This is a genomic window from Dysgonomonas termitidis, assembly GCF_054657735.1.
Genome location: NZ_BAAHYD010000003.1, coordinates 192,688 through 214,850 on the forward strand (window position 1 = coordinate 192,688; position 22,163 = coordinate 214,850).

15 protein-coding genes are annotated in these 22,163 nt (G+C 42.6%); 10 read left to right on the forward strand and 5 right to left on the reverse strand.

What is annotated here, in order from left to right; genetic code table 11:
* Positions 1–147: 147 nt before the first annotated feature.
* Entirely contained in the window at positions 148–2,649 is a 2,502-nt protein-coding gene (locus ACYQ3L_RS22080; RefSeq protein ID WP_379997415.1) for an FtsK/SpoIIIE family DNA translocase, read from the reverse strand.
* Between the two features lie 247 nt (positions 2,650–2,896).
* Between ACYQ3L_RS22080 and ACYQ3L_RS22085 the strand changes: the two genes are divergently transcribed.
* The 3 genes from ACYQ3L_RS22085 to ACYQ3L_RS22090 all read left to right on the forward strand — a co-directional run bounded on the left by ACYQ3L_RS22085 (position 2,897) and on the right by ACYQ3L_RS22090 (position 8,703).
* A complete protein-coding gene (locus ACYQ3L_RS22085) occupies positions 2,897–5,713 on the forward strand; it encodes a TonB-dependent receptor (RefSeq protein ID WP_379997413.1) in 2,817 nt (938 codons plus the stop codon).
* 191 nt (positions 5,714–5,904) lie between these two features.
* Positions 5,905–6,261 carry a hypothetical protein gene (locus tag ACYQ3L_RS27840; RefSeq protein WP_488193110.1) on the forward strand — a complete coding sequence of 119 codons (357 nt, stop codon included), beginning with the start codon at positions 5,905–5,907 and terminating at the stop codon, positions 6,259–6,261.
* A 57-nt stretch (positions 6,262–6,318) separates the two neighbouring features.
* Positions 6,319–8,703, forward strand: a complete 2,385-nt coding sequence (locus tag ACYQ3L_RS22090; RefSeq protein WP_379997411.1) for a TonB-dependent receptor — start codon at positions 6,319–6,321, stop codon at positions 8,701–8,703.
* A 189-nt stretch (positions 8,704–8,892) separates the two neighbouring features.
* Here ACYQ3L_RS22090 and ACYQ3L_RS22095 read toward each other — a convergent pair whose 3' ends face one another.
* Entirely contained in the window at positions 8,893–9,336 is a 444-nt protein-coding gene (locus tag ACYQ3L_RS22095; protein ID WP_379997409.1) for a hypothetical protein, read from the reverse strand.
* A 354-nt stretch (positions 9,337–9,690) separates the two neighbouring features.
* On the opposite strand from ACYQ3L_RS22095, the gene ACYQ3L_RS22100 reads away from it, so the two are divergent.
* The 7 genes from ACYQ3L_RS22100 to ACYQ3L_RS22130 are packed head-to-tail and all read left to right on the forward strand — an operon-like array spanning position 9,691 to position 16,119.
* Positions 9,691–11,112 (forward strand): S8 family peptidase, encoded by a 1,422-nt coding sequence (locus ACYQ3L_RS22100; RefSeq protein WP_379997407.1) that lies wholly within the window; start codon positions 9,691–9,693, stop codon positions 11,110–11,112.
* Positions 11,109–12,476, forward strand: a complete 1,368-nt coding sequence (gene xseA, locus ACYQ3L_RS22105; protein WP_379997405.1) for an exodeoxyribonuclease VII large subunit — start codon at positions 11,109–11,111, stop codon at positions 12,474–12,476. The genes ACYQ3L_RS22100 and xseA overlap by 4 nt, the downstream gene beginning before the upstream one ends.
* A gap of 25 nt (positions 12,477–12,501) precedes the next feature.
* On the forward strand, positions 12,502–13,554 hold the full coding sequence (locus ACYQ3L_RS22110) for a WG repeat-containing protein (protein WP_379997403.1): 1,053 nt from the start codon (positions 12,502–12,504) through the stop codon (positions 13,552–13,554).
* Positions 13,555–13,573: 19 nt separating this feature from the next.
* On the forward strand, positions 13,574–13,771 hold the full coding sequence (xseB, locus tag ACYQ3L_RS22115) for an exodeoxyribonuclease VII small subunit (protein ID WP_194224434.1): 198 nt from the start codon (positions 13,574–13,576) through the stop codon (positions 13,769–13,771).
* On the forward strand, positions 13,768–14,439 hold the full coding sequence (locus tag ACYQ3L_RS22120) for a 2-C-methyl-D-erythritol 4-phosphate cytidylyltransferase (protein ID WP_379997401.1): 672 nt from the start codon (positions 13,768–13,770) through the stop codon (positions 14,437–14,439). The genes xseB and ACYQ3L_RS22120 overlap by 4 nt, the downstream gene beginning before the upstream one ends.
* Before the next feature lie 29 nt (positions 14,440–14,468).
* The gene (locus tag ACYQ3L_RS22125) at positions 14,469–15,026 is read left to right on the forward strand and encodes a hypothetical protein (RefSeq protein ID WP_379997399.1); all 558 of its coding nucleotides are present in this window, start codon (positions 14,469–14,471) and stop codon (positions 15,024–15,026) included.
* 25 nt (positions 15,027–15,051) lie between these two features.
* On the forward strand, positions 15,052–16,119 hold the full coding sequence (locus ACYQ3L_RS22130) for a M20 family metallo-hydrolase (protein ID WP_379997397.1): 1,068 nt from the start codon (positions 15,052–15,054) through the stop codon (positions 16,117–16,119).
* Here ACYQ3L_RS22130 and ACYQ3L_RS22135 read toward each other — a convergent pair.
* The 3 genes from ACYQ3L_RS22135 to ACYQ3L_RS22145 all read right to left on the reverse strand — a co-directional run bounded on the left by ACYQ3L_RS22135 (position 16,108) and on the right by ACYQ3L_RS22145 (position 21,893).
* The gene (locus ACYQ3L_RS22135; RefSeq protein WP_379997395.1) at positions 16,108–18,084 is read right to left on the reverse strand and encodes a KUP/HAK/KT family potassium transporter; all 1,977 of its coding nucleotides are present in this window, start codon (positions 18,082–18,084) and stop codon (positions 16,108–16,110) included. The genes ACYQ3L_RS22130 and ACYQ3L_RS22135 overlap by 12 nt on opposite strands.
* A 308-nt stretch (positions 18,085–18,392) precedes the next feature.
* Positions 18,393–20,165 (reverse strand): ABC transporter ATP-binding protein, encoded by a 1,773-nt coding sequence (locus tag ACYQ3L_RS22140; RefSeq protein ID WP_379997393.1) that lies wholly within the window; start codon positions 20,163–20,165, stop codon positions 18,393–18,395.
* A gap of 3 nt (positions 20,166–20,168) precedes the next feature.
* Positions 20,169–21,893 (reverse strand): ABC transporter ATP-binding protein, encoded by a 1,725-nt coding sequence (locus ACYQ3L_RS22145; RefSeq protein ID WP_379997391.1) that lies wholly within the window; start codon positions 21,891–21,893, stop codon positions 20,169–20,171.
* Positions 21,894–22,163: the final 270 nt, after the last annotated feature.

The window sequence follows — 22,163 nt, forward strand, 5'->3', positions numbered from 1 at the left end:
TACAAAGGTAAATTATATTGGGTAATGGAAAAAATATTGCATCATTTCTTTTATTACGGGCGAATGTTTATTGGCTCCACCGATTTTCAATTGGCCCTTACTTGTGGCCGGGAAAAACATTGCGGTAATTTTTATTGGTATAATTATCTAATTAAATGCGTTCAATTTCTGTTCCAGGCTGTATTCATCGGCGATCAGTACATCACGGGCCTTACTTCCTTGCGTTGGACCGACGATACCTGCTGCTTCAAGCTGGTCCATGAGGCGTCCGGCACGGTTGTATCCGATAGAGAATTTACGTTGAATAAGTGAGGTTGAACCCTGCTGGTGTACAACTATCAGGCGCGCGGCCTCGTCGAACAACGGGTCGCGGTCGTTAAGATCGATATTGCCGATCTTATCTTCTCCGCCTTCACCCACATATTCAGGCAGCTCGAACGCATGCGAATATCCCTGCTGGTTCCCGATATACTGGGCTATTCCCTCTACCTCCGGGGTGTCTACAAAGGCGCATTGGATACGGACCAGATCACTACCCTGTGAGAAGAGTAAGTCTCCCCGTCCTATCAGCTGGTTTGCGCCGGACATATCCAGAATCGTACGTGAGTCTATCTGCGATGTTACACGGAATGCCATACGGGCAGGGAAGTTTGCCTTTATCGTACCTGTGATGATGTTTGTAGTCGGGCGTTGTGTGGCAATGACCATATGCATACCTACTGCACGTGCTTTCTGTGCTATACGGGCGATAGGCATTTCTATTTCTTTTCCGGCGGTCATAATCAGGTCGCCAAACTCGTCTATGATGATGACGAGATACGGCAGGAAGCGATGCCCTTTCAACGGGTTCAGACGGCGCTTACGGAATTTTTCGTTATACTCTTTTATGTTACGCACTCCGGCATTCATCAGCAATTCGTAACGGTCGTCCATCTCCTTTGTAAGAGAATTGAGTGTCTGGGTTACTTTGCTTACATCCGTGATGATCGCCTTTTCTGCATCCGGCAGTTTTGCCAGATAATGCTTTTCTATTGTTGAATAGATATTGAATTCCACCATCTTAGGGTCTACCAGCACCATTTTCATTTCGGCCGGATGTTTCTTGTAAAGCAATGATGTGATGATGGCATTCAGTCCTACCGATTTTCCTTGTCCTGTAGCTCCTGCAACCAGTAAGTGCGGCATTTTGCAAAGGTCGAACATGAATATTTCGTTTGTGATCGTCTTGCCCAAAGCAACAGGCAGGTCGTAAGCGCATTCCTGAAATCTGCGCGAGGCTATCACCGATTGCATGGATACGATTTGCGGATCTTTGTTCGGTACTTCTATTCCGATTGTCCCCTTGCCCGGCATAGGAGCTATGATGCGAATACCCAGGGCTGATAGGCTCAGTGCGATATCGTCTTCCAGATTACGGATTTTGGAAATCCGCACTCCTGCTTTCGGTACTATCTCATATAATGTGATTGTAGGTCCTACGGTTGCTTTGATAGAAGTAATTTCTATGCCGTAATTTTGCAGGGTAGTTATAATCTTGCTCTTATTGGCATTCTGTTCTTCCATATCCACACCTTTGCCTGTGGTGTCATATACTTTCAGCAGTTCGGTAGATGGAAAGTGGAAGCTGGACAGGTCTTTGGTAGGATCGTAATCTTCCATCTCCTCACCTTCCGGCAGTATGTCCGTTTCTCCGTCAGGAACGGGTGAAACCGGTACGGTCTGTTTCGGCGGCGCATCTGTATTTCTTACGGGTTGGATAAATTCTTCATCTTTCGGCACAACAATTTCGAAATCCTGATCCACTTTTAATGTCGTCGGAGTTTTTCTTGTCTTTGTATTTCCTGCCGGAGATATTCCCATATCCTCTTCAGGAGTATCTTTATTGTCCTCTTCTTCGATATCTTTGTCCGCCTTCTTCCGTTTAAAGAAGCTGAACCAGCTTTTCTTTTCTTTCGCAGGTACTTCTTCCTCTATTTCTTCTTCATAGAAATTTTCAAGCTCGGGATCTGTGTCCTGAGCCGAATTGTTTTTTAATGGGTTTCTAAACAATCCTCGGAAGAACTCCATGGACGCTTTTTTTGTGATAATAAGAAATATGATCAGGAGCAAGACGATAATCATCAGCACTCCGGGTATTCCCAGCGCGGCCTCTAAAGTTTGTTCTATATACTGTCCATGAGCGCCTCCCCATATAATATGGCTGTCGGCAAAGATACGGGACAAGGTAAAGGCACTTGTTATAGAGCCCCAGATCATAGCGAAGGCCAGGAGCAGGAATGTGCGGATCGCAGATATGTTTATTACCCGCATCATTTTTAGTCCCATCAGTATAAAGTAGACCGGGATAAGCAATGAAAATATGCCAAACCACTGGTTTATGAATTTCTCGGCGATAAAAGCCCCGGCGACGCCTGTCCAGTTGGCTATCTGCTGCTTATGGGATATAAGATCGATGAAGTACCTGTTTACTACTTTGCTTTGGTCGGCTGCTCCGGTGATGAAAAACGATATCTGACCGAGTATTATATACGCTCCGATAAATGCCAGGCATACACCTAGCAGGAATCTGGTACGTTCTTTTTTTATAAACTCTAAAAATTGAGCACCTTTACCGGAGTTTTTCTTTTTTTGGACTGTTTTTTTAGCCATATGGTGAAGTGAGTCGAGAACTCTTTATCTCTTTAATTTTTTGTAATAATATAAAACACAAATATAACGCTTTTTTAGAAAGGAATGGTGCAGGCTTTTTTTATCTTTTGTAAAAGAATTTAAAAGGAATAATACAAAAAATATAATATTCCCCGTTTTTTTATTAAAAAAGCAAATTGAAATTAAACCTTTTCTAATTAATCAAGTCTGACATGTCAGGTAAATAAAAATTAGACTTAAGGAAACAATGAAAAGGAATATTCCCCTGCTTCTCTTTTTGTGCATATTTTTTCAATTGAGTGCGCAATCCCAGACAGTAAATATAACAGGAACCGTATTTGACGACGGTACGAAAGAAGAAATTGAATTGGCGAGTATCCGCGTGCTGAACGCAAAGGACAGTGCTTATGTGACAGGTGCCGCTACAAATGCAAAAGGTAAATTCAGTGTAGCCGTAAAACCGGGAAACTATCTGGTACATGTTTCGTTCTTAGGGTATCTTGAGCAATATTTCCCGGTGAATACAAGGACAAAAACTGCAATAGGTAATGTATATCTGAAAGAGGACGGCATTTTGCTGAGTGAAGCCACAGTAGAAGCCAAAGCACCTGAAATAATTATAAAAGGGGATACGACAGAATATAATGCAGCGGCTTATAAAGTACAGGAAAGCGCGGTGTTGGGAGACCTGATAAAGAAGATACCCGGAGCGGAGATAGACTCGGAAGGTAAAATAACCGTGAACGGAAAAGATATATCTAAAATTCTTGTAGATGGAAAAGAGTTTTTCAGTGAAGACCCTAAGACCGCATCCGAGAATTTACCGGCTAAGATGGTAGAGAAGTTGCAGGTACTGGACCAAAAATCGGATATGGCTCAGATTACAGGTTTTGATGACGGAGAAGAACAAACTGTGATAAATCTGGTAGTAAAACAAGGGATGAAAGAAGGAATCATGGGTACTGTATCGGGAGGATACGGGAACAAAGACCGCTACGAAGCAAACGGATTTGTCAATATAGCCAGGGGGGACAACCGTCTTTCGGCATTGGGCAATTTCAATAATAATAACAATGCCGGCGGTGGCGGCGGCGGACGTGGCTGGGGAAACAACAGAGGACTCACTGAGACTACAATGGGTGGGGTGAATGTTGCTATGGAGCCTTCCAAAAAATTTAAGTATGACGGGGATGTTCAGTACCGGGGGACAGATAATACTGTGGAAACAACCAGTAATACATCGTATAAGCGCAGTGATGTGCTTGAAGACAAGACCTCGGCACAGAACAGTATAAATAAAAATATGAACGGACGATTCAAGTTTGAATGGACACCCGACAGTCTTACTAATATTATATTCCGTCCCAATATTTCTTATTCCAAATCAAATCAGTTTTCGATGGGTTATTCGGAGCGTACGAGCGTTTCCAGACCCAATGATAACTTTTTGACCGATTCCGAATCTTCTTCGGATGGACATACGCTCCGGCTGGATGGGAATCTGTTAATAAACCGGAAGCTGAATAGCAAGGGGCGTTCTGTTACCGTAGAACTATCCGGTGGATTATCGGATGGAGATACCGATGGTATAACATATTCGAAAACCAATTACTTCAATAGAGATTCGACAAGTATTCAGGATCAGGTCTATAATCAGAAAAATAATAATTATAACTGGCGTGCCCGTCTTTCTTATCTGGAGCCAATAGGCCGGAATAATTTCCTTGAACTGGCTTATGACATAAGGAATACCCATTCCGAAACGGACAAGAAGACATACGAAAAGGATGCTTCCGGGAAATATACAGTTATTGCGGAAGATTATACACGTAATACAAAAAATGACTTCCTGAATCAGAATATATCATTAAATTTTCAGGCCCGCAGGCAAAAGTATAATTATACTGTAGGTATGGAATTGAATCCATCCCGTTCCCAGACTTCGGTCGTAGAGCCCGGAGAGAAGGAAAATAAAGACAGAGCCCGGAATTTTGTGAATTTTGCTCCAAGACTGGAATTTAATTACCTGTGGGATAAGCGCCATAATTTGCGAATTCGATATAGCGGTCAAACAAATCAGGCCTCTACCGACCAATTGTTCGATGGGGTTCTTTCCCAGAGTGCAACCGATACTACACGGGGTAATCCGAATTTGAAACCGAGCTTTGAACACAGGCTGAATATACGTTATCAGAAATATATACAGGAAAAGACATCTACCATAATGGGTTTTGCCGACGTGAGATACACAACAAATGCTATTGCGAGTATTTCCCGTTTCGGAGAAGGGAATAGCCGGAACACTACCTATGAGAATATCGATGGGAATATGACCGGACGGCTCATGTTTATGTATAACACTCCGTTGAGAAACAAACGCTTCTCAATCAATTCCCGTACATCCGGAAATTATAACCGCGATAATACATTTATTTCCGCACATGACGGCAGCGACCCACAAAAGAACACAGCTAATACCTATAATATAGGTGAAAATCTCGGATTGAAATTTAATTCCGATAAGTTCCAGTTCAATATACGTGGGAATATATCTTACGAGAAGACCCTGAACTCGTTGTCTTCTTCCGGTCAGGACGAGTCCCTTAAAAATACGGAAATTTATAATTATGGCGGAGGGGGTGACTTTTCGTGGTATCTGCCCTACAATTTTGTCCTCGAAAGTGATCTGACCTATTTTTCTAATTCGGGGTATGCCGGCGGTTATCAGGAAAATTCCTGGTTGTGGAACGCTTCGCTGGCTAAAGAATTTAATATAAAGATAAAGAGAGAGTCCGGAGCTATCAATCTCCCTGCGACCCTGCGATTCAAGATATATGATATATTGCAAGACCAGAGTAATATATCACGCAATGATAATTCCAATACTTTAACTTATAGCACATATAATACCATCAGCAGTTATTTCATGGTGGGTCTTACTATTCGCTTCCAGTCATTCAAGGGCGGAGCGAAGAGTAGTGATATGGACGGGTCCGATAGCGGACGCAGGCGTTACGGCCCTCCGGGTGGTGGAGGCAGAGGTCCGGGCGGCCCGATGTTTTAAAGGTATAGTTGAATCCGTAACAAATGTTGCGGATTTTTTAGTTATAATGTTTTTCTATCTCGTATATATAATACCTATATCTAGGTATTGATGCTTTTTTATATACCTAGTAATAGTGATTGCCGGAGAAATGCGATTTTTTTAGCTTTGCACTTCAACTAAAAAGCTATTTATCATTACACCGCAATTTAATGCGTAACAGTTATTCGCTAACAATCAGTAAGTTTTGCCTCCTGATTGTGACGGTCTTATATCTGGGATCTATAAACTTCTTTTATCACATTCATAAGATTGATGATATTATGATCCTCCATTCACATCCCTATAAAAAAGGATGTGATGGAAAACCCGCGCATACTCATATAAAAACAGAATTACAATTAATACAGCACTTATCTGCTTTTGAGGTAATAGATCTGTCTGTAGCTGTTATTGACCTGACTATTCCGTCAGTCAATACTGTTGTTCTTCTGACAAGTTCAAATGCTGTATTGCATTTTCAGTATCAAAGAGGCAGTTTTCTGCTGCGTCCTCCTCCTTTTTTCTAACCTGATATCCGGAACCGGACTTTACTTTTACAGATACTGATTAACTAAAAACAGAAGATGAAAAAATATATAGTAGTATTATTGATACTTATGCTGCCTGCAGGAGTGATGCAGGCTAATCTGGTGCGTACCGACGCCAATATTTTCGGACATGTGATTGAAAGTAAGACAGGCAAACATGTCTCGTATATTAATATTGTCCTTAAAAATACGACAATAGGTGTAGCTACGGATGCCAGCGGACATTATGCGCTTAAGAACCTGCCCGAAGGAAAGTTTACTGTTGTAGCCGAAGGTATAGGATTCAAACCTCAGGAAAAAGAAGTGGAACTGATGCGTGGAAAGTCGTTAGAGGTGAACTTCGAAATAGAAGAGGATGCACTCAATCTTAACGAAGTGGTTGTAACAGCGGGACGTACTTCACAAAAGCGAGCAGAAGCTCCCGTGATAGTAAATACGATCAGTACCAAGATGCTGGAAACGACCCAGTCGGTTGTGTTAGGTGAGGGTTTGAATTACTGTACCGGCTTACGTTATGAGAATGACTGCCAGAATTGTGGTTTTTCCCAAATCCGTATGAATGGGATGGAGGGTCCGTATTCGCAGATACTGATAAACAGCCGCCCTATGTTCAGTGGCCTTGCAGGTGTTTACGGATTGGAATTAATTCCCGCAAATATGCTGGAACGGATAGAAGTTGTTCGTGGCGGTGGTTCTGTGCTTTATGGATCGAATGCTATTGCCGGAACAATTAACCTGATACTGAAAGATCCGAAAACGAATTCATTCGAAGCCGGATTTAATACTTCATTGATAGGGACGGGACTAAGCGGTTCTAATGGGCCAGCGGCCGATTATAATGCCACAATGAATGCAACACTCGTTACAGAAGATCATAAAACCGGTATTTCTGTATTCGGTAATATGCGTGACCGCAAGATGTTCGATGCCAATGGTGATAGCTTTTCCGAAATAGCGCCAATGAAGAATACCGTTATCGGCACCCGTATATTTCACCGTCCTGCGTACAGAAGTAAGATAAGCCTCGATTTTTTCAATATTCGCGAACAGCGTAAAGGCGGTAATAAACAGGATTATCCTGATCATGAACGGGATATCTCGGAATCAGTAAAACATGATATGGTGACAGGGGCATTGACCTATGAACAATATCTGCGGGAGAGCGACCTGCTTACCGTATTTGCTTCGGGACAATATCTTGACCGTGATTCATACTACGGAGCCAGGCAATCGTTAAGCGATTACGGAAACACAAAGGATAAAACGTTTAATATCGGTACTCAGTATAAGGCCTCGGTAAATGATGTTTCAACTCTTATAGGAGGTGTGGAATATACCGGGTCACATCTGACAGATAAGAAGTTAGGGTATCCTGAATACAAGGTCAATGATGATGGGGAAATAGAAACAACGCATGTCCCTAACCGTATCGTATCCGACCAGTCGCTTTCTACTACCGGTGCTTTTGCCCAATATGAGATTAAAGTAGGCAAAGCCAGGTTTCTTGCCGGCGCACGTATAGAGCATTATTCTATCAACGATAAACAGACAGATAGCGACAAATCGGGAACTGTGCTTGTACCCCGCGCAAGTATAATGTATGATCTTACGGAGTATCTGCAAACACGTCTTGGTTTTTCGAGAGGTTACCGTGCTCCGCAAATATTTGATGAGGATCTTCATATCGAAACATCGGGTTCGCGCCAGGTGGTAAATAAAAATGACCCTGGTCTTAAGCAGGAGAACAGTTCAAGTTTTACCCTGTCATTCGATTTCAACAAAAAACTTGGAGGTATCAACACGAATATACTTGTAGAAGGTTTTCTCAACAAACTGCATAATCCCTTCCGGAATGAAATCGGTGCGCCGGATGAGAATGGAACAGTGATTTATACCCGTATCAATTCTAAGGACGGAGCATCTGTTCAGGGTTTGAATTTGGAACTGAAACTGATGCCATCAGATAAGTTGAGCGCGAGCGCAGGATTTACTATTCAGTCTAGTAAATATAAAACGGCTGAAGAAACCTTCGGGGAAAAGAACTTTTTCAGAACGCCTGATACCTATGGCTTTTTTACCGTGGACTGGGAGTTTGCCCGTAATTTCGGCCTGTCTGCAACAGGTAATTACACCGGCCGGATGTTAGTTCCGTATTTTGGAGTTGATTTATCTGAGGGCGAGGTTCGGGATGCCGGAGAATTGCGCAGATCAAAAACATTTTTTGATGCGGGCTTGAAGTTTCATTATGATATGAGGATAACGGGAGGTGTCACTGTTGAGTGGTTTGCCGGTATGAAAAATATATTCAATTCTTATCAGAAAGATTTTGATAAGGGTATCGACCGTGACCCTTCATATATTTACGGACCGAGTTTGCCTCGTACTGTATTTCTCGGATTTAAGATCGGCAATTTGCTATAATCAATTATTTAACTCTTCTAAAAAGACTAAGGTTGCTCAACAGGCAACCTTAGTCTTTTTAGAAGAACATATTTTTGGGTAAGGGGATTTGTTTTTGATTTTTGTTATTCGAAGTTAATACTGCGTAATTATATTATATATAGGTTGTTATCCCTCTCTTATCGATATTCAATATATTCTGCTTAGTATTTATTTCTGAGAAACTAAGTCGAAGGCGGCTTTGTTTTCTACCTGAACTCTTTTCGTCGTCAGAAATTCGTCTTTATCATTATATATATGCACAGTAACGTCTGATTTTTCGGACCATCTGGCATTATCTTTATCCCATCTTGTACATGTTATATAAGTCACTTTGTTTGCATCTCCGTATTGATAAGTGTATGTCACTAAATTCTCCCATCCTTTTTCATCATTCCATATACTTACTGTCTTTTCCACGATATTGCCCTTCCTGTCATAGTGGTAATATCCTTTGCTTTCGGGTTTGGATGTTTCTTTATTAATGGAAACATATTCTTTCTTTACTCCAAACTCACCGCTTTCTACATTGCTGTATGTGATAATATTTCTGGCGCCAAGGTTCATTGTTGAAACCAATACTGCGAATACTGAAGTTAGGATTGCTGTTTTCATAATTGTATGTTTTTAGTTATTCGTTTATTATTTTATTAGTGTATTAGAAAACTAGTACACTGTAAATCTAGGCGGTATTTTTTAACTGACAAAATTTTTCACCAACTTTTTTTGAAAAAAATGAAGCGTATTTAATAAATGTATGATTATTAGTTTCTTAACTTGTGATTTTTATATTTGATGTGCCATGTGCCGGTTCAGGAAGAGATGTGGAAAATAGGAAGGAGATAAGGAATACAGTCTGGACATATTGATGAACGATCAAATTGACATTGGCCGTAAACCTTAATTATTATTACAAAAATAAGTGACTAACGACTATTATCTTTACTTTTGTATAAAACAAATAACAACATGAAAAAGGTAACATTACTTTGCGCCCTGCTCATATCGGTTTCGGCTCTGTTTGCGCAGGATTACAACTACAAATTCCGGCTGACACTCAAAGATAAAGGACAGACACCCTATACAATAGATAAGCCTGAAGAATTCCTTTCTCCCAAAGCGATCGAACGTCGTCATAGACAAGGGTTTGCGATAGACACTTCCGATCTTCCAATTTCATCGGAATATCTCAAAGCCATAGAAAATGTGGGAGGAGTTATCGTAGCCAAAAGTAAGTGGATGGGAACAGTAGCCGTCCATTGTAATGACAGTACACTGGTAGAAAAATATAAAGAACTCCCTTTCGTATCCGATGCTCTCTTTGTATGGAAAGGAAAGCCAAAAGGTGAAGTGAAAACAGATAGTATCATAAATTATGCGGCAAAAGAAACAGTCGCATTTGGCAATTATTATTCAAAATCGGGTACAAATATAGAGATGAACAACGGGCAGGCTCTGCATAATGCCGGATATAAAGGTAAAGGTATGACCATAGCCGTTATAGATGCCGGGTTTAATCATTTGCCACAGATAGAGATGCTTGATAATCTGGATATAAAAGGTTACAAGGGATTTGTATACGAAAACGAAGACTTGTTTAGCAATGCCAATCAGCACGGATTGAACGTATTGTCATGTATAGGGACAAACAAACCGATGCAGTTTGTAGGTACCGCGCCCGAGGCCAGCTTTTGGCTTCTGGGTTCGGAAGACCCCCGTAGTGAATTCCCTATCGAGGAAGATTATTGGGCTACAGCTATAGAATATGCCGATAGCGTGGGAGTAGATGTAGTAAATACATCGTTAGGATATAACAACTATGATAAGCCTGCAAAAAGCTATACACATAAAGACCTCGATGGCAAAACGGCTCTTATTTCACGGGCGGCAGATAAGGCCTCTCAGAAAGGGATGCTGGTGGTAATCAGTGCAGGTAACTCCGGCGATTCGGAATGGAGAAAGATAACCCCACCCTCTGATGCGGTGAATGTGCTCACTGTGGGCGCTATACAACAGGATTCAAGCATTGTCGGTTTCAGTTCGCGTGGTCTGACCGCCGACCTCCGGATAAAGCCTGATGTGATGGCATTAGGGCTAGGGGCGGCAACTATTGATGATAATGGACGTGTAAGCTTCAAGGCAGGCACCTCATTTTCATCTCCTATCATGTGCGGGATGGTTACTTGTCTGTGGCAGGCATTTCCGACATTGACTAACCGCGAAATAGTAAGTATTGTACGCGAATCGTCCGACAATTTCGAAACTCCCGATCAGGATTACGGATACGGCTTGCCCGACATGAACAAGGCAATGTCCCTGGCCCAATCTTTAGTGGAAAAGAAAGAAAAAGCAGCAAGTCAGGTTAAAGAAGCTTCAAAGAAAAAGAAATGAACAATCAGGCTATCTCGCTATATGAACTGAACAACCTTATAAAAGGAGTACTTAACGACACTCTCCCCGAAATGGTTTGGATCAGGGCGGAGATGAGCGACGTACGGGTTAATCAGAACGGCCATTGCTATCTGGAATTTATAGAAAAAGACCGTATCGGCAAAACGCTTGTGGCCAAAGCCCGGGGCATGATATGGGCGAATACCTTCCATCTGTTAAGGGCTTATTTCGAAAATTCTACTAAACAGACTTTTTCTTCGGGCCTCAAAGTACTGGTACAGGTGAGTATCGAGTTTCATGAATTATATGGGTTCAGCCTTACGGTTCACGATATCGACCCCAGCTATACCTTAGGCGATCAGGCCCTGAACCGTGCTGCCATTCTCAAGCAACTAGAGGAAGACGGAGTCCTTTATCTTAACAAGGAACTGGAATTGCCTCTTCCGATGAATCGCATCGCCATTATTTCTTCTCCTACGGCAGCGGGTTATGAGGACTTTCTCGATCAGCTGCATAAGAATGCTTTTGGATTTGTATTCTATACAAAACTTTTTCCGGCCATCATGCAGGGTGACAGGTCTGAGGATTCTATTATTTCAGCACTGGAGCGTATATACGAATATCAGGATTGCTTCGATGCTGTCGTTATTATAAGGGGAGGGGGAGCTACATCCGATCTTAGCAGTTTCGATTCTTATCTCTTAGCTGCCAGTTGCGCCCAATTTCCACTGCCTGTTATCACGGGGATAGGACACGAACGGGACGAAACCGTTCTGGATGTTGTAGCACATACCCGGGCAAAAACACCGACGGCAGTAGCTGAATTCCTGATCGGCAACCTGACAGAAACAGCAATGGAGTTGACAGAAATATCTCAGGATATAGTATCTTTGGTTTCGCAACGGCTACAGGATGAAACTGTGCGCCTGAGTGTATTCGAAACTAAAAACTCATTTATCCTGAAGGGCTGGTATAGAGAACAGGAAACTGTACTTTCTTCTGCCAGAAATGTATTGGCAAAAGGTATGGTGCGGATACAACGCGAAAATCAGAACAAGTTCGCATTCCTGGAAGATAATTTGAAGAGGAAGTCCTTACAATTATTGAAAGATAACCAAAGCAAATTTTCCATGCTGGAGGATAGCTTGAAAAGAAGTATACAACAGCAATATAAGGAAGAATTGAATAAGTTGGAAACGTTGGATAAACAGTTACATTTATCCTCACCCGAAAATATATTAAAAAAGGGCTATACCCTGACAATGAAAGACGGGAAGATTGTAAAACAAAGCGGGATACTAAGAAAGGGTGATGAGATTACAACTTTTTTCCCGGATGGAGAAATAGAATCTATTGTAAAATGAAGTCATATACTCTTAAAAAAATACTATGAACACAGATAAAAAACCGATTTCTTATTCTTATGCTTTCAGCTTTATGGACGGAATGGCACATATAATACGCAAGTCGGGTACAGGATTTATAAACAAATACGGAGAACTGGCGGTCCCCTGCATTTATGAAATGGCGTATAGTTACTTTGATGGCTTGGCAATGGTACAGAAAGACAAAAAAAACGGTTTTATAGATAAGGCAGGAAATGTAGCTATTCCTATCGAATATGAAAATGCCGATGCCTTTGCCGACGGTCTGGCAGGAGTGTCTGAAGATGGTAAATGGGGCTTTATAGATAAGCAGGGAAAGCAGGTTATCCCATATGTGTATGACGGCGTAAACTGGTTTTCGGAAGGCCTTTGCGGTGTGTTTAAGGATGGTAAAGCCGGAGTTATAGACAAGCAGGGTAATGAAGTCATAGCTTTTGGCATCTATGAAGAAGTGATGGATTTCAACAATGGCCTTGCTTATGCCTGTAAAGACGGACATGGCGGATATATCGACCGATCAGGCAATGAGGTTATTCCTTTTGTATATGATTGTAAAGGCAGCGGCCTGTTTAAAGAAGGCCTTATCTGCATTTCGAAGGAGAATAAATGGGGAGTATTGGGCAAAGATGGTCGCGAAGTTATCCCTTTCATCTACGACGATATGGCTGTCGAATTTTCCGAAGAACTCCTTGCGGTAGGAAAAGACGGTAAGTATGGATGCATCGACAAGCAGGGCAATACCGTTATCCCTTTTATATATGACGACCTGCGTAATTTTTCGGAAGGGCGCGCGGCTGCACGTATGGGAAATGTCTGGGGATTTATAAACAACGAGAATAAAGCGGTTGTACCTTTTGCATTCGAAACGGTTTACAGCTATTCCGAAGGGCTGGCATTGGTTATGCAAAAAGGGCGTAATGCCTATTTTATTGATAAAAACGGTGAGGTAAATATTGCGTTGAAGAGAAGTTACAATATTCTCGATTATGTAAAGTTAGGGTTTCTAGGGCTTGCTGCGGCAGCATTGATATTTATGCTGATCAGAGCATTGGTATAGAATAAAATAATTAAAGGATATGGCAAAGAAAGAACAAACATACGGAGAAGCGATGCAGGAGCTACAAGACATTATGTATCGTATCGAAAATGAAGAACTCGATGTGGATGTGCTTCTTGAGGAAGTAAAGAAGGCAGCTACACTTATCAAGTTTTGTAAAGACAAATTACAGAAGACCAACATTGAAATACAAAAAATACTCGATAAGATAGAATGAACAGTAGAAGTGTCATTATCGTTGCGGGCGGCAAAGGGTTGCGCATGGGAAGCGATCTGCCCAAACAATTTATCCCGATTGCGGGTAAACCTGTTTTGATGCGTACTATCGAGGCTTTTCACTCTTACGATAACAGTGTGAATATTGTTCTGGTACTTCCCTATTCTCATCATGTGTACTGGAAGGAGTTATGCGCCAATTACCACTTCGGAATACCGCATACAATTGCTATGGGAGGTGAGACCCGCTTTCATTCGGTGAAAAACGGATTAGGATTGATAAATGGAGGAATAGTGGCTATACAGGACGGGGTGAGGCCGTTTGCTTCTAAAGAAATGATTGCGAGGTGTTTCGATGCAGCTAAAAGATATCATGCTGTTATCCCGGTGATAGATTCTACAGACAGCCTTCGGGAGATGATTGGCGGTACGAAGAGCAGGATAATAGACCGTTCCGGAATCAGGCTGGTACAGACCCCGCAGGTTTTTCATACGGATATATTGAAAAAGGCATATGAAACGGAATTCAAAGATACATTTACCGATGATGCGTCGGTAGTAGAGGCTATGGGGGTAGATGTGCATCTGGTGAAAGGAGAAGTGACGAATATAAAGATAACAACTCCGCTGGATTTGAAAATAGGGGAGTTGATAGTGAAAGGTGAATAGTTTTGTTTTTTAATTTAAATAAATAGGCTGTGAATTTAGACAAAATAGCAGAAGACCGTATTTTTCAGAACAATACACGTGAAGAAATCAAGCGTTGGGGTAACCGGCTGCAATACTTCCATTACATGCGTTCGAGAGGAGGGCATAATTGCGAAGGTGACTCTTTTTGCGCCTATTTCAGATATGCGGATAGAAAAGACCTTGGGGAAAAGCTTTTACAATTGGGTGTAATGCTTAATAAACTTGAAGAAGGATGTATCCCATTCGATCCTACAGTCTCCTACTCTTTCGACGATCTGGATAAACTGAGAATTACTATCAACCAATATCCCGATCTGGAACAGCCTCAACATATCATCATTTCCGGCTACAAAGTACATATATGGGTCTTACCCAACAGTTTCGAACTATCTGTATCGGGAGCGAAAGCGGGGTTGGCATACAAAGTGTCGGAAGATGATTTTCAGGTTTGTATGGCGTTGGAAAAGATTTTTGAGTCACTTGATTGGAATACGATTGTGGATGATGATATCAAGTATCAGGTGCATTGTATATCTAAGGAATTATATCCTGAACTATTCGAATAATAAAAATTAAGAAATAAAGACCATTATGGAACACGATATCGACGCGCTATACTACAATGCAGTAGACCTACTGAAAGAAATGATTAAAACACCCTCTTTCAGCAGGGAGGAGCATAATGTGGCGGAAGTCATAGCCACTTGTATGCGTAAGGCGGGTTATGAACCACAGCGGAAAGGCAACAATCTTTGGATACAGTCGAAAGACTTTGATGAGGCCAAGCCGACTATCCTGCTCAATTCGCATATGGATACCGTGCGCCCTGTATCGGGATGGACTAAAGACCCTTTTGCTCCCGAGGTAGAGGATGATAAGTTGTTTGGGTTAGGAAGTAATGATGCCGGAGCAAGTTTTGTTTCCCTGTTGCATACATTCTTTATTTTGACAGCTAAGAAACAGGATTATAACCTTATATTCCTGGCCTCATGTGAAGAAGAGGTCTCTGGAAAAGATGGAGCCGAAGCTGTAGTTCCCCTCCTTCCCAAAATAGAATTCGGCATTGTGGGAGAGCCTACACAGATGAATCCTGCTATTGCCGAAAAAGGACTTCTGGTACTTGATTGCACTGCATATGGAAAGGCGGGTCATGCTGCCCGCAACGAAGGAGAGAATGCCATCTACAAGGCGTTGAAAGATATAGAGTGGTTCAGGACATATCAATTTCCCGAGGTCAGCGATCTGCTGGGCCCTGTAAAAATGACCGTGTCGATGATTAATGCAGGAACTCAACACAACGTAGTTCCCGATAAATGTGACTTTGTTGTGGATGTCCGTAGCAACGAGTTATATAGTAACGAAGAACTGTTCAAACTGATAGACAGGCAGACCGGATGCGAAGTGAAGCCGCGTTCGTATCGTCTTAATTCGTCCCGTATCGCATTGGAAAATCCGTTTGTCCAACGTGCGATAATGATAGGAAAAGAACCGTATGGCTCGCCTACCTTATCGGACCAGACATTTATGCCGTTCCCTACTCTGAAGATGGGGCCGGGAGATTCGGCACGTTCGCATACTGCAAACGAGTATATCCTGCTCAGTGAGATACGGGAAGGTATGGAGTTGTATGTGAAACTGCTCGACGGTCTACGACTCTGATTCTTCCGCCGATTGCTTCAGTAATTCTTTCAGCTGCTCCTCGGTATGATCGACCTGCCTTAGCGGTACTGTTTCGACAACGGCCAGTGATGGGTCTATATCATACATCTGGGTGTCGGAAGTAGTAAGCTTCTTGACCAGATTATAGCAGGCGAGTACGATCTGACGCGACGGATTCATATGCACATTGCGAAATATACGGTCTACTACCATATATTTGAAATCGCCTCTCTTATCTATTCCTTCCTGCATAGACGGGTAGCGGGTAGTAAGGTCGACAAGCCCGTGGCGCTCCAGCTCATTAGCTATCAGTGTCACATACTTATCGGTGTGGATACCCAACTTAAATCCGGCTCTGATATTGATACGGAATACTTTCTTCGGGACATACACCGTTGTTTCATAGCTGAATTCGTAAGGCTCATCCGTTCTCTTGATACGGACAAACCAGTAAGTGTCGGCGCGCTTAGGGGTTCCTTTAAATAGAGAGTATGCTATTTTGCTCTCAAGGAAGTTCTTGTTATTGGCTTTTACTATATATACCAGATGTGTTGCCGCTTTGGGTACGGTTTCATCCTTACTGATACGGATAATCTGGTTGATATATTGCTCGTCCACCTGATCGTAGACTGTATAGTGGCGTTTTATCCTGCGTCCGTTGTACCATGAGTACATGAACAGTAGTAATATACTTGCTATAACAATAGGCACAAAACCACCGTGGGCAAACTTCTGCATATTGGCAAGGAAGAAGCTGAACTCAATAACGACGAAGAATAAAGTCAATGGAATACTGAACCACAAAGGCCTGTTATTCTTCATAAAGTAAAGGAATAGCAGCACACTTGTCATCAGCATGCTCAGGGTAATAGCAAGCCCGTAAGCCGCTTCCAGTTTCATAGAGGACTGCATGGTAAGAATGATAATGATACACAGCACCATCATCATATGATTGATGGAAGGGATATAGAGTTGTCCTTTTATATTAGTCGGATATTGAATTTTTACATTTGGCCAGATGTTAAGGGAGATAGCCTCACTGATAACGGTGAACGAACCGCTGATAAGTGCCTGGCTGGCAATAATGGCGGCGATTGTAGCCATCATCACTCCGATGAGACCAAACCATTCGGGCATCATGGCGAAGAACGGGTTGATGTCGTGGGTTACCTTACCGTGGCTGTTGATAATCCATGCTGCCTGTCCCAGATAGTTGAGTATAAGCGCTATCTTCACATATATCCACGATACGCGGATATTCTTCAGACCGCAATGCCCCAGGTCGGAATAGAGAGCTTCTGCACCTGTGGTACAAAGGAATACCGCACCCAGTATAATCATTGTTTGCGGAACGGCAATAAGGAAATTAATCGCATACATCGGGTTGAATGCTCTCAATACAGTGACATCGGTGACAAGCTGGCTCATTCCCATAACTGCCATCATGGTAAACCATGTTATCATCAGCGGACCGAAGTATTTACCCAGGGAACCTGTACCAAAGGGCTGGACAAGGAACAGTATGAGGACTATGGCTATAGTGACAGGTATAACAGGAATATGCGGGGCAATTGTATTCAACCCTTCCACGGCCGACATAACGGTCATCGCCGGAGTAATAATTCCATCGGCAAGTAGTGTCGCCGCTCCTAATCCGGCTAGGACATACGCCCAACGGTATTTCTGACGTACGAGTGCATATAGAGAAAGTATTCCACCTTCACCTTTATTATCGGCACGCAGGGTGATGATGACATATTTAAGAGTGGTCTGGATAGTCAGCGTCCAGATAACACAGGACACAGCTCCCAGAATATAGTCGGGACGTGTAAGTTGTCCGGCAGGCAGGGCATTCAGTATAGCCCTCATTACATACAAGGGAGATGTACCTATATCGCCAAATACGATACCGATGGCAAGTACGACACCCAAGGCACTAAACGGGACTTTATGATTTTCTTTCATGCATTCTCATATTGAAAATTGCCCCAAAAGTACAAGATAATTCTGTATAAAAGTATTATATACGGTTAATTTTTCTTACGGATCATAGATTGCCTATTTATCTCTATTCAACTGATTTAAGAACTTTGTACTGTTTTGTGGGCAGGTAAACCACAGAGTTATTAACAGTTTTGAAGCCCGAAAGTTTTGGCTTGAGCACAGGCGCTTCAGAGTTGAATAGAAGATTCGTTTAGTATGTAAACGGATTACGGTTATTAGTTCCTGTTTAATAGCCTTGTATTAGCAGAACAAAATGAATAATAGAGAAATTAAAATTCTTCGAATTGTTCCTGATATAAAGAATAATATTTTCCTTTCATGTCCAGTAATTCTTTATGGCTGCCCTGCTCTATGATTTGTCCATGATCCATTACAAGAATCTTATCCGCATTCATGACTGTAGACAGGCGGTGGGCTATAATCAGGCTGGTACGTCCTTCCATCAGTTGGTCTAGCCCTTTCTGTATAAGCAGTTCGCTGCGCGTATCAATATTACTTGTAGCTTCATCGAGCAATAGGATTGGAGGGTCGGCAACAGCCGCGCGTGCGATATTGAGCAATTGGCGTTGTCCCTGACTAAGGTTTGCCCCGTCATTTTCGAGCACTGTATCATAACCTTGCGGCAAACGTTTGATAAAAGAATGTGCGGCTGTCAGTTTCGCGGCCCGGACTACTTCTTCATCAGTTGCATCGAGTCGCCCGAAGCGGATATTCTCACGTACAGTCCCTGTGAATAAATGAGTATCCTGCAAGACAATGGCCATTGACCTGCGAAGGTCCTCACGCCTGATATTTCGGGTAGATATACCATCTATGGTTATTTCTCCCGATTTGATATCGAAGAAGCGGGGCAACATGTTGAGTATTGTAGTTTTGCCTGCTCCGGTTTCGCCTACCAATGCGATCTTAGTTCCCGGCGTAGCATGCAGGGATACTCTCTTCAGGATAAGTTTCTCAGGTTTGTAGCCGAAGCAGACGCCTTTCATTTCCAGATCGCCTTTTACATTACGGAGGCTAATGGCATCGGGTGTATCGGCTTGTTCAGGCTCTTCGTCTATTACCTGAAAGATACGTTCAGCCCCTGCTATCGCAGCCTGTATGCTGTTGTATAGACTCGCAAGTTCGTTTATCGGCCGCCCGAACTGGCGCGAGTATTGCAGGAATGCGGCAAGTCCCCCCACGTCGAAGCCTCTGAATATGGCAAGTAACGCGCCCACAATGGTAATAATGACATAGTTCAGTGTATTCAGGTTCTGCATTACGGGCATCATCATACCCGAATAGAACTGGGCTTTTTCGGATTTACCTCTCAGGCTCTGATTGATTACATCGAAGTCGGTTTCTACCTTTTTTTCGTGTCCGAATACTTTAATGACCTTTTGCCCGCTTATCATTTCTTCGATGTATCCGTTTACCTCACCCAGTGTCTCTTGTTGAGCCTTGAAGTACTTGCGGCTGCGTTTTACGATCAGTTTAGCACTGATAAACATAAGCGGAACGGTAATCAGGGTCACCAGCGTTAATATCGGGCTGATGTATATCATCAGGGCAAAAATCCCGATTAGCATCAGCGCGCTGGAAAGCATATCGGACAAGCTGTCGGTAAGCGCCGTGCTTATCTGGTCTATATCGTTCGTATAGCGGCTCATCAGGTCGCCATGCTGATGAGTGTCGAAATACTTGACAGGTAGCTGTTCCATCTTTTTGAACAAATCGGTACGCATGCGGGTCACTGTATTCTGCCCTATTTTATTCAGAAGAATGTATTGGACATAAGTAGCTACGACTCCGGCCAGATAAATGCCTGCCAATACGAGGAGTATTTTTACAAGACCGTTGAAATTACCAGGCAGAATATAGTCGTTAATAATGGGACGGAGCATATATGAACCCAGCAGGCTGGATACTATGCTGATAATAATAAGAAAGCCGATCACCGAGAGCAGTTTCTTATCGCAGGTAAGATATGACATTAGCCGCAGGAATGTTTTCCTTCCCTCGGTTGGCTTACCTGTATGCTTGTAGTGGTCTCCGTGTGCCATATCTCAGAATGCTATTTGCTGTGAATTATATATTTCCTTATATACCTTCGATCTCTCTATCAGTTCGGATGGTTTGCCGATGGCATCTATTTCCCCGTCTTCGAGTACGATAACCCTGTCGGCAGACTGCATCGTGTTTATACGTTGTGTGATGATAAACACAGTTGTGTCGTGGAGCAGGTTGTCAAGGTTGTGGCGGATCTTTTGCTCGGTCTCCGAGTCCACAGCACTGGTACTATCGTCGAGAATGAGAATCTTAGGTTTGCGCAACAGGGCGCGCGCTATACAAATCCGTTGTTTCTGCCCGCCCGACACATTTATGCCACCCCTCCCCAACAGTGTATTGTATCCGTCGGAGAAGGACATAATGAAGTCGTGGGCTTGTGCCGCTTTAGCTGCTTCCTCCACCTCTTCTGTTGTAGCGTCGGGTTTTCCCCAACGGAGATTATCTATAATAGTACCTGTAAACAATTCGTTCTTTTGCAATACCATACCTATCTCCGAGTGGAGTTCATCCAGACTATAATCTTTCACGTTTATCCCGTCTATCAAAACTTCGCCCCCTGTGGTGTCGTATAACCGGGGAATAAGCTGGAGCATTGAACTTTTTGCCGCACCTGTTGCTCCTACCACTGCTATGGTTTCTCCCTGGCGGGCATGGAAGCTGATGTCTTTAAGGACATCGTTCTCTCCTCCGCTATAACGGAAATAGACATTGCTGAATGTGATTTCTCCCTTGGTGACCTTGTGTTTATTGAGTAAGCCTGTTTCTGTATCGGATAGTGAAGGGTCGGTATTCAGCACCTCAAGTATGCGTTGAGATGAGGCTGATGCACGGGCGATACCCATTATTACCATCGAAAGCAGCATCAGAGCCATCAATATTTGCACCAGATAGTTCACGAATGAGATCAGTTCTCCCACTTTCAGTTCACCGGATATAACCTTTCCCCCTCCTGCCCAAAGGATGGCGATGGTAGATACGTTCATTATCAGTTGCATGACCGGGAACATCGTAACAACTATATTGGATGCCCTGACAACCATGTCGCGCAGGTCTTCACTGCTACGGGTGAACTTTTCACTCTCAAAATCTTCTCTGACAAAGGATTTTACCACACGGATATTAATCAGGTTTTCCCTTACTACGGCATTCAGGTTATCGACTTTTTGCTGTACCTTCATAAACAATGGAAAACCTTTACGGAGAATAAGAAATACGCTGATACCCAGAACAGGCACTGCTCCGATAAGTATCAGGGCTAAATCGGCATTGATCTTGATTACAAAGAATATAGCCATTACAAGCATCAGCGGAGAGCGCAGCATCAGCCGCATTCCCATCAGTATTACCTGCTGGATACGTGAAATATCGTTGGTAAGGCGGGTGATTAATGATGCCGAATTGAAACGGTCTATTTCGGTAAATGAAAGCTGCTGTATTTTGTTGAAAAGGCCCGACCTCAGGTCCGTACCAAATCCGATGGATGCGCGGGACGATACATATACGTTAATGATGCTGACTATCAATCCTACCAGAGATACTGCCACCATCTTGATGCCGACACCGGTTATCACCGATAAATCCTTTGGCATTACACCATTGTCGATTATCTCAGCCATATATAAAGGCTGTATGGTTTCGCTCATTACCGTTATCAGTACAAGAAAAGGGCTGATAACAAGGCTGAGCGAGTATTTCTTTAGTATTTGCCAGTATCTTTTCATTTCTATGCTGTTGGCTCAGTTCAGTTTTGTATAAATGCGAACAAAGATAAATGTATTTGCCGATAAGTTTTTAACTTTTGAAGCATACATTTAATTAAACGATAAATATTAGTGATTGTTTTTGATATTTTTCAGAAATATATTTATCTATATGTTATTGCGGTATCTGAGGTGGCTGACTTTATAGTTATTATCAATATCCTGTTAACAAATATCTATATTTTTTGATGGGTTAATATTATATTTGTAATATTGTATCTAAATTGTTCA